The sequence below is a fragment of the Dorea sp. YH-dor226 genome, from assembly GCF_039832105.1.
GTDB lineage: Bacteria > Bacillota > Clostridia > Lachnospirales > Lachnospiraceae > Dorea_A.
The window spans coordinates 23300-40505 of the sequence record NZ_JBDOHS010000020.1; the positions used below are offsets into that span (position 1 = coordinate 23300).

At 43.7% G+C, this 17206-nt stretch carries 17 protein-coding genes, 1 pseudogene and 1 riboswitch; of the genes and pseudogenes, 2 read left to right on the top strand and 16 right to left on the bottom strand.

Going from position 1 to position 17206, the window contains the following annotated elements:
- Positions 1–2 precede the first annotated feature (2 nt).
- Together ABE547_RS13145 and ABE547_RS13150 are read left to right on the top strand one after the other, a co-directional pair.
- Complete coding sequence (locus ABE547_RS13145) at positions 3–332, top strand: DRTGG domain-containing protein (RefSeq protein WP_347379227.1); 330 nt, start codon at positions 3–5, stop codon at positions 330–332.
- Positions 329–1054, top strand: a complete 726-nt coding sequence (locus ABE547_RS13150; protein ID WP_347379212.1) for a PHP domain-containing protein — start codon at positions 329–331, stop codon at positions 1052–1054. Before ABE547_RS13145 ends, ABE547_RS13150 begins: the two co-directional genes overlap by 4 nt.
- 39 nt (positions 1055–1093) lie before the next feature.
- On the opposite strand, the gene ABE547_RS13155 is transcribed toward ABE547_RS13150, so the two are convergent.
- The 16 genes and pseudogenes from ABE547_RS13155 to ABE547_RS13230 all read right to left on the bottom strand — a co-directional run bounded on the left by ABE547_RS13155 (position 1094) and on the right by ABE547_RS13230 (position 16988).
- A complete protein-coding gene (locus ABE547_RS13155) occupies positions 1094–1783 on the bottom strand; it encodes a response regulator transcription factor (protein ID WP_347379213.1) in 690 nt (229 codons plus the stop codon).
- Positions 1749–3203 (bottom strand): ATP-binding protein, encoded by a 1455-nt coding sequence (locus ABE547_RS13160; protein ID WP_347379214.1) that lies wholly within the window; start codon positions 3201–3203, stop codon positions 1749–1751. Before ABE547_RS13160 ends, ABE547_RS13155 begins: the two co-directional genes overlap by 35 nt.
- A 12-nt stretch (positions 3204–3215) precedes the next feature.
- The gene (locus ABE547_RS13165) at positions 3216–3869 is read right to left on the bottom strand and encodes a TrkA family potassium uptake protein (RefSeq protein ID WP_347379215.1); all 654 of its coding nucleotides are present in this window, start codon (positions 3867–3869) and stop codon (positions 3216–3218) included.
- Positions 3870–3891: 22 nt separating this feature from the next.
- Positions 3892–5232: a TrkH family potassium uptake protein gene (locus ABE547_RS13170; RefSeq protein ID WP_347379216.1), complete on the bottom strand. Its 1341-nt coding sequence runs from the start codon at positions 5230–5232 to the stop codon at positions 3892–3894.
- Positions 5229–5708, bottom strand: coding sequence for a hypothetical protein (locus tag ABE547_RS13175; protein WP_347379217.1), 480 nt, complete (start codon positions 5706–5708; stop codon positions 5229–5231). The genes ABE547_RS13170 and ABE547_RS13175 overlap by 4 nt, the downstream gene beginning before the upstream one ends.
- Positions 5709–5794: 86 nt before the next feature.
- Positions 5795–6910: an ABC transporter ATP-binding protein gene (locus ABE547_RS13180; RefSeq protein WP_347379218.1), complete on the bottom strand. Its 1116-nt coding sequence runs from the start codon at positions 6908–6910 to the stop codon at positions 5795–5797.
- Between the two features lie 3 nt (positions 6911–6913).
- A complete protein-coding gene (locus ABE547_RS13185; protein WP_347379219.1) occupies positions 6914–7936 on the bottom strand; it encodes an iron ABC transporter permease in 1023 nt (340 codons plus the stop codon).
- 39 nt (positions 7937–7975) lie between these two features.
- On the bottom strand, positions 7976–9190 hold the full coding sequence (locus ABE547_RS13190) for an ABC transporter substrate-binding protein (protein ID WP_347379220.1): 1215 nt from the start codon (positions 9188–9190) through the stop codon (positions 7976–7978).
- 12 nt (positions 9191–9202) lie between these two features.
- Positions 9203–11926 (bottom strand): hypothetical protein, encoded by a 2724-nt coding sequence (locus tag ABE547_RS13195; protein WP_347379221.1) that lies wholly within the window; start codon positions 11924–11926, stop codon positions 9203–9205.
- Between the two features lie 167 nt (positions 11927–12093).
- Positions 12094–12291: riboswitch (cobalamin riboswitch) on the bottom strand.
- A 14-nt stretch (positions 12292–12305) separates the two neighbouring features.
- Positions 12306–12950: a YoaK family protein gene (locus ABE547_RS13200; protein ID WP_347379228.1), complete on the bottom strand. Its 645-nt coding sequence runs from the start codon at positions 12948–12950 to the stop codon at positions 12306–12308.
- A gap of 209 nt (positions 12951–13159) precedes the next feature.
- Positions 13160–13297, bottom strand: a complete 138-nt coding sequence (locus ABE547_RS13205; protein ID WP_347379222.1) for a FeoB-associated Cys-rich membrane protein — start codon at positions 13295–13297, stop codon at positions 13160–13162.
- Positions 13298–13368: 71 nt separating this feature from the next.
- Positions 13369–13518: a hypothetical protein gene (locus ABE547_RS13210; protein WP_347379223.1), complete on the bottom strand. Its 150-nt coding sequence runs from the start codon at positions 13516–13518 to the stop codon at positions 13369–13371.
- A 223-nt stretch (positions 13519–13741) separates the two neighbouring features.
- Positions 13742–15049: an ATP-binding protein gene (locus tag ABE547_RS13215; RefSeq protein ID WP_347379224.1), complete on the bottom strand. Its 1308-nt coding sequence runs from the start codon at positions 15047–15049 to the stop codon at positions 13742–13744.
- A gap of 130 nt (positions 15050–15179) precedes the next feature.
- Positions 15180–15458 (bottom strand): DUF2325 domain-containing protein, encoded by a 279-nt coding sequence (locus tag ABE547_RS13220; protein WP_347379225.1) that lies wholly within the window; start codon positions 15456–15458, stop codon positions 15180–15182.
- 129 nt (positions 15459–15587) lie between these two features.
- A pseudogene (locus ABE547_RS13225) lies at positions 15588–16244 on the bottom strand (thiamine pyrophosphate-dependent enzyme); the annotation flags it as partial.
- A gap of 162 nt (positions 16245–16406) precedes the next feature.
- Positions 16407–16988: a TetR/AcrR family transcriptional regulator gene (locus tag ABE547_RS13230; RefSeq protein WP_347379226.1), complete on the bottom strand. Its 582-nt coding sequence runs from the start codon at positions 16986–16988 to the stop codon at positions 16407–16409.
- Positions 16989–17206 lie beyond the last annotated feature (218 nt).

A 17206-nucleotide genomic window follows, 5' to 3' on the forward strand; every position in this document is an offset into this window, starting at 1 on the left:
TGATAACTGTTCAAACGCTGACTGATTCCGGAATCTTCACACTGAAAACCCCCGGTGATCCTTCCCGGTCCATTGAAAAAGTATTCTGTTGCGACCTGCTCAGCATCGCCATGAGCAAGGCCCCGGAAAACGGAGCCTGGGTGACTGTTATGGGAAATAAGAATACCATTGCAGTTGCTTCTCTGACAGATATATCATGCATTATTCTTGCAGAAGGAATCCAGTTCTCGCAGGAAGATCTGAACTGTGCTGAAAATGAAGGCATTGCAGTCTTTTCCACCTCACTTCCGATCTTTGAGGCTGCACTGAAAGTACAGGAGATCCTGTCATGATTCCGTTATATTATGATCTTCACCTTCATTCCTGTCTGTCTCCCTGCGGAGATGACGACATGACTCCGGCAAACATCGTGGGCATGGCCGCGGTCAAAGGACTGGATGTGATTGCGCTGACAGATCATAATTCCTGTAAAAACTGCCCTGCTGCCATGAAACATGGAGAGGAATACGGGGTGACTGTCATTCCGGGCATGGAACTGACCACGTCGGAAGAAGTTCATGTTGTATGCCTGTTTCCAGAGTTGAAAAATGCAATGGATTTTGACGAATATGTCTATGAACGTATCCTTCCGATCAAAAATAAAAAAAATATCTTTGGCGAACAACAGATTATGGATGAATCTGATCAGGTTACCGAAATTGAAGAACGACTTTTGATCAGTGCTACATCCATCTCATTTGATGAAGTTTTTGACCTGGTGAATTCTTATCAGGGGATTGCATATCCTGCACATATCGACAAGTCTACAACCAGTCTGTTATCTAATCTGGGATTCGTTCCGCCTGACAGTTCCTTTACCTGTGCAGAGATCACAACCTATGATCACCTTCACCGCATACAAAAAGAGCATCCCTACTTTTTACGCTGCAGCATGATCAGCTGCTCGGATGCTCATTATCTTCCGGATATCCATGAGCCGCATTATCAGCTCTATGTCAAGTCCCGGAAGATTCCTCATATTCTGGAAAGTCTTTCCCGCCATCCGCACACATAAAGATTCCCTGTGATATGGCGGGAATTTCTGACAGATGATTTATTCACGGAACCGATATCCAACTCCGATCTCCGTCAGAATATATTCTGGATTTGCAGGATCTTCTTCAATTTTTCTTCTGAGTGTTGCCATAAAAACTCTCAGATTTCCGGCATCAATATCTTCCGCATACCCCCAGATTTCTTTAATAATATAATTATGAGTCAGTACCTTGCCCCGATTTGCGATCAGCAGAAGAAGGATCTTATACTCTATCGGCGTCAGATGCACTTCCCGATCCGCAACCTCTACAATTCTTTTTTCATAGTCTACCGTCAGCTTTCCGGTATGAAAAGCAGTCTGTATCTCCTCTGTCCGCGCACGGTTCAGTTTTCGGAGACCCACGCGGATTCTCGCCATTAACTCTCCCATATGAAACGGCTTGGTGACGTAATCATCTGCTCCCGCATCCAGAACCTGAATCTTCTCCTGTTCCTCCTGTCTTGCAGAGACAACAATGACCGGAATATCCGATATTCCTCTGATACTCTGAATAACCTCCATTCCATCGCCGTCAGGCAATCCCAGATCCAGGATTACCAGATCCGGCTGATTTGCATAAAACAGGCTGATTGCTTCTTCCACTGTTCTGGCAGTATAAAAACCATAATCTTCCTTTTTTAATGCCATCGATATAAAGTTCACAATATACTTGTCATCTTCCACAATTAATATCTTTTTCTTTTCCATCTTCTTCTGCCTGCTTTGCCGGGAGCCAGAATACAAATCTGGCGCCTCCGTTTTCCCGGTTTTCCTCCCATATTTCTCCGCCATGTGCAGTTACCACTGCCTTACAGATTGCAAGACCGAGCCCGATTCCGCGCTTTTGATCCGTGCTTTTATCTGATGTCGATACAAATTCATCAAATATTCTGTCCTGTAACGACTCCGGCACTCCCTCTCCGTCATCTTCAATGATAAAATATACACGAAGATTTCTGTATTTTACCTTTAACGTTATCTCTCCGTCTTCCTGCGTATGCTTGACCGCATTGTCCAGAATGTTAATAATCACCTGCGCGATCATCTTTCCATCCATCTCCGCAACGATTACTTCATCGGGTAATGACACTCTGTAATGACGCCTGTCTTTTAACCCTATCACATGACCGGAAGCCTCGTTAATCACGTCATCCACCACTTCCGGGCTTTTGTGAATATACGTCTGACCGCTCTCAATCTTTGTCATGCTCAAAATGTTTTCCATCATCTTCATAAGCCACATGGACTGCTCCATAACATCACGGATCAGTTGCCTGGACACCTCATTCTCCACATGTTCTGAATCCAGGAGAATGGCGCAGTCTCCCATAATCCCTGTGAGTGGTGTCCGGAAATCATGCGATATACTTCGAAGCATGCTGCTCTTCATGTGTTCCCGCTCTACTTCAACCTTAATCTGCTCCTGCTGTGTGTAGATCAACTCCCGATCCAGCGCAATTCCAATCTGATTGGCAGCCGTCTTCACGATCAACTCCTGTTCGACACTTAATCCCTGGTTGTGATTCAATATTTTCATGATACCGATCTGTTTGACAATTCCTATGATCGGAAACATCAGATAATCCTTAGACGTATATTCATTGCCCGTTCCTGAGATGACCGTATCATCCTGAAGTTCAACCACACATTCAAACCCCGTATACTCGTAGATACAATGAATTCCAAGCTGAATAATATTCTCTTTTCCGGTTACATTGATAAACTGCTCCGACATTTCATACAGCCGGGTCGCAGTCTCTTCATTTTTCTTTGATATAATCAGCTGTTTTTGAAAACGGACTGCAAGACTGGAAGAAATCAGTGATGCAATCACAAAAAATACCATCAGCGTCATATCATTCGGATTCATAATGGCAAATGTATGAACCGGCACCGTAAAGAGGTAATTAAAAGTCAAAACACTGATTGCCGCACCAATCAGGCCATATTCGTATCCTCTGGTACAGGTACTGATCATCAGCACTCCCACCATAAATACCATCAGGATATTTTCTTTCTCTACCCCAAGGTAGTTCAACAAAAGACATACGACATCTGCAAGAAACAGAATCACTGTCATCCGTATGATATAGATTAATTTTCGGTTTGATTTTAATTTTTCTAACATAAATATCTTCTCTTATCTGCTGTTCCCCAGCATTTTATCCACATCTCTCTTCAGACCAATCACCATAAGGTGATCCTCCGCTTTCATAACATAATCGGCTCGCGGAAGCAGCTGAAGATGTTCGTCCACTTTAATCCCAAGTACACTGACATGGTATCTGGACCGGATATCCATATCCCGGATACTTCTTCCAACCCAGCTTCTCATCGGCGATATCTCGAAGATCGAGTATCCGTCTGCCAGTTCAATGTAGTCGAACACGTTATTGGTACTGTGTTTTACTGCCAGACGTTCTGCCACATCTTTATCCGGATAGATGACTTCGTCTGCTCCGTTTCTCAACAGAAACTTTGCATGAATATCCCGGTTTGCTTTACTAACCACATATCTTGCTCCCAGATCCTTCACAAGACTTGTGATTTCTAGACTGCTCTGGAAATTCGACCCGATGCACACAAAGCAGACATCAAAGTTTCCTACCCCCAGACTCCGCAAAACCTCTTCATTGGTGCAGTCCCCGATCTTTGCATTGGTAGCGATCGGAAGCAGATCTTCTACCTTTTCCTCCGCCTTATCTACAATCATCACTTCATTTCCAAGACGAATCATATTTTCACACAGATGATGTCCCAGTCTTCCAAGTCCAATAATCAATATTGATTTCATATCTTCCTCTCCCACACTTTCGTTATCCTATTGTAATTGCTTCCACCGGTTCTTTCAAGGGTGACTTTGCTCTGTGTCCTCTGAGAGACAGTGCAAACGTCAATCCTCCGACCCGCCCGCAATACATCAGAAATATAATCACCCATTTTGAAATCCCGGTGAGTCCTCTGGTCATTCCCGTGGACATTCCCACCGTACCGATTGCAGATACGACTTCAAACACAATGTCCATCACCGGTTCCTGCTGAATCGCAGTCAATATCATAACTGCAGCAACGATCAGAAACAGATTGGTACACATAACGGTACTTGCCTTCCGAATTGAGCCCTCATCCAGTCTTCTTCCAAATATATGGCAGGAATCTTCATTTTTCAGATTGGCACTGACGTATACAAGAAGTACCACAAACGTTGTCGTCTTAATTCCTCCTGAAGTAGAGCCCGGACTTCCTCCGATAAACATCAGAAGAATCGTAACAATCTTACTGCTGTCTGAAAGTGCGGCAGTATCTACGGTATTAAATCCTGCCGTTCTTGCAGTCACGGACCCGAACAGGGAACAGAATATCTTCTCCGATCCGGACATGCCGGCAAGCGTCCGGTCTGCTTCAAACAGATACAGAAGAATCGCACCGGATACGATCAGTATCGCCGTCGTCGTAAGTACAATCTTAGTATGAAGACGATATCTGGTAACATGGAACTTATGGATCGCAACATCATTCCAGACAAAAAACCCGATTCCGCCAATAATGATCAGGAACATGATCACAATATTGATTACCGGATCTCCGTCATACCATGTAAAAGAACTGTAGGCTTCCCTTGTTCCCATCAGGTCAAATCCTGCATTACAGAAAGCAGATATGGAATGAAAGATTCCGTAATAAATCCCTCTGACCCAACCAAAATCTTTCTGAAACCTAAGTGCAAGAATGACAGCACCCGTTCCTTCAAATACCAGCGTTCCCTGCATGATTTTTTTTGCGAGACGTACAATTCCGCCAATCTGCTGAATATTGACACTCTCCTGCAGTGTTCCCCGCATGACCAGCCCGATCTTGCGATGGAGAATAATCGCAAAAAACACTCCGATCGTCATAAACCCCAGTCCACCTATCTGAATCAGCAGCAATATAACACATTGTCCAAACATCGTCCATTTCTGATATGTATCTGCAATTACCAGTCCCGTCACGCAGGATGCAGAAGCAGAGGTAAATAATGCGTCAATAAAGGGAGTCACTTTACCATCTCTGCTTGCAGCCGGAAGCATCAGAAGCATCGCTCCGATCAAAATAATCAGCAGATAACCAACTACGATCATCTGTGTCTGCGTCAGTCTTCGAATCTTCATCTTCATGCCACCCCTGCCTCATTTCTCTGAAACATTCCTTCCAACTGCCGGGTAATCTCAGCATTTTCTTTCAGAATCCGAATATGAAAACGATCATACATCGCCTCGTTCAATCTGTCATTACAGATTCCATATACCTGTTCCGTATGATACATCTTCTGAATCAGTTTACAGATACAGAGATTGTCCTCGTCAGACTCTGACGCTGCAACGACCAGACAAATATTATTCCATTCTCTGCGAATACCGATCTCTTCGATCACAATCGGAAGCAATCCGTGATTTCTTACCCATTGTTCCAGAAGCTTCATCCGGCTTCCGCTTCCAAATAATAGAGCGCAGGCTTCCCCGCTCTGCGCTTCTTCATCTTTCAATTTCTGCTTTTTGTCTTCCGTAAGCCAGCCATCCAAGCGGAATGTCAGATAGTATCCATACGCTCCCGCAGCCACCATAACCAATATCAATATCATATTCGTCAACATATTATCACCTTCTTTTTCTACCTTTATCATAAAGGATTTTGTATTAAGAAGGTAATAATATTCGCGTATACGTATTAAGATTATATTTAGATGACTGTTCTTTTCGTCTTTTTCAGCTTTCCCATACGCTCTGCCATAAGCAAAAGTTCTTTCATTCTCTGATTACAGGAGCCGATCTTTACACCGGCATCCAGTATCAGTTCACATTCTTCCATCAGGGAAATGGCTTTCTGATACGCATGGTCACTGACCGGCTGAAAGGGTTCTTCCGTCACAACCTGAACTGCAAGAAGTCTGGCAAGCTGGTAATCCACATCATTCGTATACAGAATTCCCGCTGCAAACGGAATATTCTCTTTCTGAAGCCTCCGGTAGACCGGAATCCCCGTCCCGCAGGAAGATATTACAAATATCCGCGGCTTTCCTTCCGGTCTCGGCAGTTCAATACTGCCAAAACAAGGATCAAAATATCCATTATCTATCTCGTACAGATCACGGAGCAGATCTTCTTTGAATATCTCTTCCGGGGTTCCGTAATGGGATATTGCATCCCCCTTTACACAGAGAATTTTATCTGAGATCTTCTGTGCAAGATCAATCTCGTGCAGGGACATGATCACTGTAATTTTTTTCTCCTTTGCCATCCTTCTTAAGATTGCAAGAAGCTCCAGTTTATATCTTATATCCAGATAAGAAGTCGGTTCATCCAGAATCAGGACCTCCGGTTCCTGACAGATCGCGCGCGCCAGAAGTATCCTCTGACGCTGCCCGTCGCTGATCGCATCAAAGCTCAGATTCTGAAGTTCTTCTGCATGTACTGCTGCCATCGCTTCATCCACTTTTTCTTCATCTTCCGCAGTCAGTATTCCCAGCTTACCGGTATACGGATAACGACCGGTTGCAACAATATCACGACACGTCATCAGTTCCGGTTTCATCCGTTCTGTCAGAACAACTGCCATTCTGGTAGATAGTTGTCTGTATGAGAGGTCTCTGAGCTCATCCTTCTCTACATATACACTCCCGCAGATTGTCTTAAGCTGCCGGATGATACTTTTTAAGATCGTCGACTTGCCGGCCCCGTTTGGACCAATCAACGTCACGATCTCTCCTTTTTCTATTCCGATATTGATATCCCTGATCAATGGAATTCCATGATAACCGACAGTCAGATTCTGCATCTGTACATAATATTCTGCCATCTTCTACCTCTCTTTCTGCCGGTGAAGCATCATAAAGATGACAACCGGAGCACCAAAAATTGAAGTTACCGTACTGATATTCAGCTCCGTCGGAGCAAAAGCCATTCTTGCGATCAGATCACACATCATACAGAATACAGCCCCGCCGAGGAAAGTGCCGGGAATTACAATCAATGGTTTTGCTGTATGAAGTGCCTGTTTTACAAGATACGGCACTGCAATTCCCAGAAATGAGATCGGCCCCGCAAATGCTGTCACACATGCCGAAAAGACACTGGATAACAGAATCAGAGACACGCGGAACCACCGGATATTCACGCCCATACTCTGTGCATAAGCTTCTCCCAGTTGATACGCCCCGATCGGTTTCGACAATAAAAATGTCAAAATCAGCGTCACTCCTACCAGTAACGCAGCCACCTTAACATTACTCCAGTTCATTCCCGAAAAGCTGCCCTGTGACCAGCCATGCAGATTCACGATATCAGAATCATCTGCAAAGGTCACAACAAAATCCGTAATTGCAGAACAGATATAACCGATCATGATCCCCGCAACCAGAAGCGTCGCCATATGATTCAGTTTTCCGGACATCAGAAGAATGAATCCGGTAGAGATCAACGCTCCGACAAACGCTGCAAAGATCAAAGTATACGATGATATCGCACGATAATATTTCAGAAATACGATCATCGTCAGTGCCACGACCATCTTCGCTCCGGAAGAGATTCCCAGTACAAATGGTCCCGCGATCGGATTCGAAAAAAAGGTCTGAAGAAGAAACCCCGACAAGGACAGTGCCCCGCCAAGAATTGCTGCCATCAGCACTCTTGGAAGGCGGATCTTCCAGATAATATTCATTGCAACAGCATCACCCTCATGGCAGAATAATATTTTCACGATCTCCGGTAATGTAATCTGTACATTTCCAGTATTGATATTCAATACCGTAATCACGCAGAAACAGACCCCCAACACTGTAAAGACCAGAATATATCTGGATATCCTCTGTTTTTTCTTCTCCATAACCTTTTCCTCTTTTTCCCATCCGGCACATGGGCCGGCTTAATTCACATGGTACAAAAATGTCATCTGGCTTTCATCTCCATCTGTAAGCATCAGGTGAATATCTGCGATCAGATTTCCCACAATATCAGTAGCCTGATAAAGATACTTTCCAGTACACCAGACATTGCCTTCCTTCACCGCCTTAAATTCCTGAAACAGCTCATCCTTTGCAGTCAGATCTTCGATACTCTCAATCGGATTGTCGATACTGGAATTATAGATCAGATAATCTGCATCCTGTGCAACCGCATAAAATTCTTCCATCGAAAGATCAACTGCTGCGCTGTCACTCTCCTTGTTCTCCAGATCTTCGAACACATATCTTCCTCCTGCAATCTCTATCATCTTCGGGATGTAATCTTCACTCTTTCTGACTACCACTGTTCCATTTGTACTGACATAGAAAAATGCCACGGTCTTTTCTGTATTTTTGAAATCTTTCAACTGTTCTATGATCTCTGTCTGCTCAGCAAAAAATTCTTCTGCCACCGTCTCCTGATTCATCATAGCCGCATAAAGTTTCACCCATTCTGTTCTTCCGAGCGGATGAGACTCGTAGCTGGAACGGTCAATGAATACCGGAATATCAAGATCCTCTATCATTTCCTGAACCTTCGGGGTATGTAATATCATGGTAGATTCAATCGCCAGATCGCACCCCTCATCAATCAGCATCTCATAATCCGGCTCACTATACTTTCCTGCATATATGATATCCCCGGCTTCCATCGCTTCCACCGCATGTTCAATATACCATCCGGAAGCCTGTGTTCCTGACATTCGTATAGCTCCGATCGAATCGATCGCATCAAACAGTGCCATGGCAGAAGTTGCTGCCAGATAGATACAGTCCAAAGGCTGTTCCAGAACAATGATATCGCTGTCAAGCTCTTTTGGAACATCACTTTCCTCCGGCACGATCAGATACCTTCTGTCATTATGCACATCAATCAGCTTATATCCTTCACGATAGTAATACACATCAAATGCTTCCGCATAATCAAGTTCCATTGTACGCTCATATTCCAGCCCCTGAATTACAGGTACCTCTTCTTCCTGTTCCGAAGCATCTGTGCTGCCCCCTTCCCCCTGTGCGCTCTGACCGGTTGAAGTATCTTCTTTTGCCTTACAGCCGGTCAGAACACCGGCTGTCATCATAGTTACACAAAGCATAACACAGATCAATTGGTAAACTTTTTTTCTCATCATCATGTCTCTTTTCTCTTACTTCGCATCTTTGCAGGCTGCATCGAATAATTCTGCGGCCTTCTCTTCACAACCGAACAATGCACCGTAGACTTTCACCCACTCTTTCTGTGCAAGTTCTTCCTCTTCATCTGCCGAACGATCTACAAACATCGGAAGTTCCAGAATCGTATGCCTTTCGATGATGGCATCCAGAATCTCCATCTTCTCTTCCTGCTCCTCCTCGTCTTTCGGAAGCAGTTCTGATGGGAAGATACTGAGATCACATTTACACTTCAGTAAAGCTTTATAATCCGGATCATCAAAAGATCCCGCATAGACGATCTCTTCTTTACCCAGCGCTTCTGCAATCTTTTCTGACGGACAATCTGCTTTCTCATATCCAATGGCCGCAATTGTTTCCAGAAGTTCCAGATCTTCCATTGACAGAAGAGCTTCCTCGGCCGCAGCATATACATGCTCTGCAGGTTTTTCAATGACAATCATCTCTTTATCCAGACCTGCCGGAATCTCTGTATCTTCCGGTACGATCAGGTATTTCACAACATTTCCGTGATAAAGCTGTACAATTGCCTCCTGCGAAGGTGTCAGTTCTGAATCTTTCTCATCCTCTGTCGCATCTTCGGAATCTGTTTCTTCGTCCGTCTTTTTCTCGGGATCTCTTAGCGTATCCTTTGTAAGATCAATCTCCAGAAGCGTAATGCCGCCTTTATAATGATAGATTCTGAAATACTCAGCATATGCAATCTCTGTTTCAGATTCATACTCCAGCCCCAGAATCTCAGGTGCCTCGTCATCAAGCTTTTCATTGCTTCCGGCCATGCCACTTACATTCATTCCATCTGCTTTTGCCGCCTCGGCAAGATAGATAAATATTGTATATGTGATTTCATGTGCAGCAGACATGGCTGTTGTCATACCGATGATCTGATTATTCTTATTCAAAGCAACCGGAATCACAAATGTTGTGGAACCATTTCCCTTTGAGCTTGGATAGTATACATTCCCGTTTGCTTTGACATATTGATATTTATCACTTCCAAATACCAGAGTTGCATACGCTTTTCCTCCTGTAATCGTCACTTTGTTACAGGAGATACCTACTCTTCCGGTTCCGCCTGACCATGAGAACTTATCCGGAGTGTATACTCCATCCTTTAATGCAGTTTCACTGTTCACACGTCCGGTTCCTCCGCTTAAATCAGACTCATATTTTGACTCTGTATCCGGAGTACCATTGTTGGCAGATGAATTGCCGGTTCCACCTGACGGTGTGTTCCCTGACGAATTTCCTCCCGACGGATCTTCTGTCGGTGTATCATCTCCCGACGGCAGTTCCTGCTTTTCCATTCCTTCTGTCAGGAAAGTCAGCTTACGATCATACCACAGATCTTTACTGATGGAATGTGCTGCAACTTCAATCTCTGCATCCAGACCTGCTACCGGTACAATATATGTATATTTTCCTTCCGAATTTACAAGAAACGGAATCATATCCTCCGCCGGAGCATTCTCTGCTTCTTTGGCAGTTCCCATATACAGTTTGTCATATCCGGTGCCACTTAAAGTAATCACCGCGCTCATATTACCGTTCTCAACAGTAAGCAAGCAATTGATCACTTTAAACATACTCGCACTGGATTCCACATTCATCCGGTATATACCATCTTCTACAAATTTTCTGGCATTTTCTGAATGTATTGTCAAAGTACGGTCATACCATGTATCTTTGCTTACCGAATGTGCTGCAATCGCAACTGCTGTATCAAGGCTGCTGACCGGAATCTCAAACGTATATTTCCCCGTCATATCCGGTACGTAGGAAATGAGCTCGGATGCATCTGCATTTTTTGCTTCCTCAGCAGTTCCCATATAGAGCTTGTCATATCCGGTACCACTTAAAGTAATCACCGCGCGCATCTGACCCGTTCCTGCAATCAGTACACAATCTACAACTTTAAACATGGAAGAACTGGTAGTTACATCCATATGATACATACCATCTGCAAGTGCAGGTGTTCCCGGTTCCTCTTCTCCCGGTTCTTCTTCCTCACCAGACTCTTCTCCGGGATTCTCTCCCGGGGCCGGTTCTGGTTCCTGGTCTGTAATCGGAGTACTTCCCTCAGGAAGTGTAATATGGATCGTGTAATTCACCCATCGTTCCTGACTCATTGCGGTTGTCAGCGCTGCGATCGACAGATCACAGTTCAGATCCGCCGGGATCTTGAATGTATTCTTCCCATCAATCATTTCTGATGTATATTTCGTTCCATTTATCTCAACTGTTGTATACTTGTCACTGCTAAATACGATCCATGCAGTGATATTTCCTTCTTTGATCACAACCTTTTCGCAGGTGATCTGTACCTTTCCGGTGCCCCCGGTAAAAGTAAATTCTGCAGGAAGATATTCCCCGTCTGAAAATACAGTGGTCTTTCCGAATACATCTGAAGTCTGTACCGTATTCATACTCTCTTCTGTCTGCACGTCTTCAGGCGGATCTTGCAGAAGACTTTCCTGTTCTTCGTCCGCTTTTTCGTCTTCTGTCTGCAATGTCGGTTCTTCACCCTGAACCACCGGATTTTCTTCCTGAATCGCCGGCTCTTCTGCCACAGCCACCTCTTCTGTCCGGATACTTTCCCCGGATTCTCCGGAATCCTGTGCCCGGACTGCCGAGATCGGAGTCACCGTAAGTGCTGCTGTCAGGAACAATGCCAGCAATCGTTTCGTGTTACGCTTCATACTCTTCTTTTCCTCCTTCTTTTCAACCGAATCCTTTCGTATACACCTTTACATAGATGTACGAAAAAACGCCTTCTTACGAAGGCATCTGTAAGAGGGCGCACGAATGACTTATATTACATTCATGTACGACCAATTACTCGTGGCCTGGGACTTATCATCTGATCTGTCCCGTGTACACTACAGGCAGGTCTCCTGACTTGCAGATCCACACATAAGAAGCTGTCTTCCCGATCTCTCAGTGACATATCGGCTTCCCTGTTCCCTGCTCACAGTGACGAGTTCGCACAGGATTTGCACCTGTTTCCCTTTTCACCAGTTGCGACAGACTCTATCGAACTGACACCTGCAGTTTTATATCAAGTGTAATATATCATATTCACTTCCATTTTTCCAGTGACATCAGAAAGAAACTGATCAGAAGAAGACCACAGGAAAACCAGATCATATGAATGCCATACGTCGCAGACAGATTACCTCCGACACCGGCACCAATTGCAAATAACAGAATAATTCCAAAATAATAGAAGCACTGCCTGAGCTGTTCCGGTTTCTTTTCTCTCAGATACACGGACAGTGACGCAGTTCCGCTTCGAAGGTTGCCGATACACATGGTACTTGCATAAGAGTATCCGTCTACCTTACGAAAACTCTGTACCTGCATGGCACATGCAAAAGAAACAAACACCGTTGCTGCCATATTATATCTGACGGGAATAAATCCTACCAGAAACAGGATTGCAATCTCAATCAGTAAAACACCCTGACGCCAGTGCAGCCGTTTTGCATATTTATAACGATGCTGTATCTGCTCTGCAATCAGAACCCCCATTGCAAATGCAAGCAAAGGAAGCAGATACCGAAATGCTGCCTGCCATTCTCCTGCCATAAAGTGCTGACTCATCAGCACTACATTTCCTGTCTGTGCATTGGAAAATACTTCTTCTCTTGTGTTATACGTATAAGCATCCTGAAATCCTCCGGACAATGCAAGAAACGCACTGTTGACAAATGCTTCTGACATCTGTTTTCTGGAAAGGATCTCCCGGATCTTCCCCGGCTTATGTTTTTCATGTTTTATTTGCATCTTATCGTTCTCCTGTCATTTCTATCTTCTGTCATTTCTATCTTCTGTCACTATTATATCCGTCATCAGACAAATGTCAAACAGGGCCGTTTTTTAACAGCCCTGTTCGCAGAATTACTGATTATAATTATTGTATTTCATTCAGTTTAATGACAGTGTCTGCTGCAATTGGCACAGTCCCCTCCGCATTGCAGAGATTTTCCGTCTTTTTTACGCTTTATCATGCTGCGTACAGCCAACACGGCTGCTCCCGCCAGCAACAGAGACACGATGAAAGTTCCCATAATCCGGCACCTCCTGGTACTTCTCATCATATTACACACTTATCATTCCTGCAATACTTTATGTCCGTTTTTCAGGAAATCCGTCCGTTTTCCATCTCATAAACTGCATCCGCCACATTCATCGTCGATTTCCGATGAGATACCAGTACCACCGTCTGATATGGGCATTTATAATATTTCTGTCTTGCTGCACCCTCTATGTTCTCAGAACTCCCCGTCATTCTTTGGATTCAGACCATACACTTGGCGATGTATGAAAAATCTTATAATTTTACCCTTACCTATCATCCAATTTCTGTTCTCTCATATTATCTATCCCATCTTACGGGGTTTATTTTACTTTATTTTCAATATATGCCCACTATCAACTCATCAAGCTATATTTCCGCTTTTTTGCAGGCTGAAATATATCTTTCTCCTTTCAATCTGTTTTGTAATGTTCCTTCATTTTTCCAGATAATCTCTGATTCTGTCAATATTATAAAGCGGAATATTCGTCATCCACTCCTGAGCACGATAATCTGACATAGATGTCCTGACTGCATATTTCGGTTCGTATTTATCACAAAATGCCTTTAGACTCTTTGCACGAAGATTTTCCTCTGCTTTGACTTCTACCGGAATCACAGATGTTTTTCCCTGCAACAGGAAATCAATCTCCCCTTTTGAATTAGCGGTAGAATAATAATAGGGGTCTATTCCGACTTCTGAAACCAATTGCTGAAGAACATACTGCTCCGTTAATGCTCCCTTAAATTCTGTAAAAATCCGATTTCCATCAATAATCACCCTGGCATCAAGATCTGCCATCGCAATCAATAAACCTATATCCGCTAAATATATCTTAAACGCATTAAAATCTACATATGCTTTCAATGGCAATGATGGTTTATTCACTCTCTGAACTTTATGAATTAATCCACAGTCAAGCAGCCACTGAATTGCAAGTTCAAAATCTTTTGCACGTGCTCCTTCTCTGACCTGACCGTATATATACTTTTTATTTTCTTTAGCGAGCTGCATCGGAATAGAATTCCAAACAAGATTCAGTCTCGGAACAAGCGAAACTTCCGCATGCTTTGAGAAATCCTGCTGATAATAGTCAAGAAGATTCTTCTGAATTTCACGAACCTTATTCCAATCTCTGGTGTCAACAAATGTCTGCACCACTTCCGGCATTCCTCCCACATAATAATATTCACGTAGCCGGTCAATATATTTTGATTTAAACATCGTCACCATCCCGATGTCTGTCCCCTGTAACAGAGACACAAACCGTTCTTCTCCTAGAGCACAAAGGAATTCCTGAAAACTCATTGGGTAGAGATCCATGAAATCAACTTTTCCGACCGGGAAAGATGTTCCTTTATGCAATGCGATTCCTAAAAGCGATCCAGCTGCAACAATTGCATATTCCGGTGCATTTTCATAAAAATACTTTAAAGCGGACAAAGCTTTTGGAACTTCCTGTACCTCATCAAAGATCAGAAGTGTACTTTTACTGTCAATTGACACTCCTGTCTCTGCACTGATTGCAAGAACGATTCTTTCAATACTAATCTCACCATCGAATACCTGCTGCATCCTTGGATTACTGTCAAAATTCACATATGCAACTTTTTCAAAGCACGTATTCCCGAATTCTTTCATGAGCCAGGTCTTTCCAACTTGTCTGGCTCCACGGATAATCAGCGGCTTTCTGCCCTTTTTTTCTTTCCATTCTTTCAGTTTATCCAAGGCGAATCGTTTCATAATATCCCTCCGTCCTACAACACATTATATGTCTTTATTCTTAACTTTATACCTGAAAATATTCTTAGTCAACACTTTTAAGGACGTATTTTTGCAATATTGTACATTTTTAAGGACGTTATTGGTAATTCTACTCTACATTTTCTTCCAGGATATTCTTTAATGCTGACATGGAGCTTGTATGTGATCGAATCACTTTCACATCCTGACCTTTCGTTTCACTGAGCGCATTTCGCACCATTTTATGCGATACCGTTCCGGTAAATAACACCAGCAGGTCCGGACTTCCTATTCCCTTCAGGCTGCTTTTCTGCTTGGGATACACCTTTGCTTCACACTGATATTCCTGACATAATTCTTTATACTGTCGTACCATGCATTCATTTCCACCTATGATTACTACGCTCATACTTCTTCTCCTTTCCACATATTAGTTTTGACTAACCCATGTTACAAAAGAAAACGCCTCGTCGGCGTATCCTTTTTGTTAGTTTGCGCTAACTCCTTTCTTTTATATTATAGATTTCTCCTTTGATTGTCAATTTCTTTCTGCCTCATTGAATTTTTTCTCATCTTCCATCATCATATCATCGATGGAACTTCCCGGAGGTACAATGGGCAGCACATTCATCTCTGGATCAATGATAAATTCAATCACGGTTGGAACGGATTTTGTATTCTTTGCTTCTTCCAGTGCCATCTTGATCTCTTCCTGCCGCTTCACTCGAATTGCCTTCGCGCCATAGCTTTCTGCCCACCGGATAAAATCAGGGACATATTCGGGACAACAGGCAGACGGTGTATTGCAGGTAATCTGGCAACTTTTCCGGTATCGAAGACAGGTGCAGGAATACCGTTTCTGAAAAAACATTTCCTGCCACTGGCGGACATTTCCCAGATATCCGTTATTCAAGATACAGATAATGATCGGAAGCTCATACACGATCGCCGTAACCATCTCCTGAATATTCATCTGAATACCGCCGTCCCCACAGATAGCAATGACATCTTTATCCGGATTTCCCAATTGCACTCCGATTGCCGCCGGAAGACCATACCCCATGGTTCCAAGACCTCCCGAAGTCAACATTTGCTTCTTCGGAGTAAGCTCCAGAAACTGAGTCGCCCACATCTGATTCTGTCCCACATCCGTTGCAATCACGGCATGTTCAAAGACCTGATTGATCTCCCGGATAGGCAAACAACGTCTCCACGTTTTCTTCTTTCAAGGCTTTTACAAATAATTCCGCTCCCGTAATCTCCATAATGATCTCCTTCCTTATTATATATGCACGTACTTGCTTGCATATCAGTGATAAATATACGGCACCACGCATTGATGGTACCGCAATTCCTGCTATTTCTGATTCTGGATTCCCTGAATAAATGTCTGAACCGACTGCCTGATATACTGCTCCCGGCTGACAGAAAAAAGCTGATCCCCAAAGGATGCATTCAAAAATGTATATCCGAACGTACTGGAAAAGATTGTCAGTGCAAGGCATTCAAAATCCATATGCGGAAGCTTTCCACGGCGTTCCATCTCCTGAAAATATTCCGTCAGAGTGGACAGAAATGCCTGTGGGACTTTCATCACGAGCGGCGCTGCTTCTTCGTACAGCTGCGGCGCTCTGAGTCCGATCGACAGCCTTACAAAATCCGGCGTGATCCGGTTCATATATTCTGTCATAAACATCTCAAGATCAGGCACAAGCTCCCACTGAATGTTCCTGAAAGCCTCCGGCGTCAGATTGCCGCGCCACCTCTCCTGCTCCATACCACTTAATACGATATCCTTTTTGGACTGGAACTTGCGGAACAACGTGCACTCATTCACCCCTGCTTCCCGCGCAATATCCTTTGTCGTGGTCGCAACATAGCCCTTATCTCTCACAAGCGACATCGCCGCATCTATGATCTTCTGACTGGTTTCATCCATTTTCCGTCTCTCCCATCCGCAATGCAAGTAATCACTTTCATTATAGATATTTTGCAATTGGCTGTCAATATGTGCCTGTGCGGTAAAATGGTACGGTGTGTATAGGTGTCAATGATTGGTAACACTTCACCCCCAAGATAATGTCAAGGGAAAGGTGGAGATTCTCGAAGAGAATACTACCTGACCTTGACATTATCCTTCATGATATACTGGTTCAC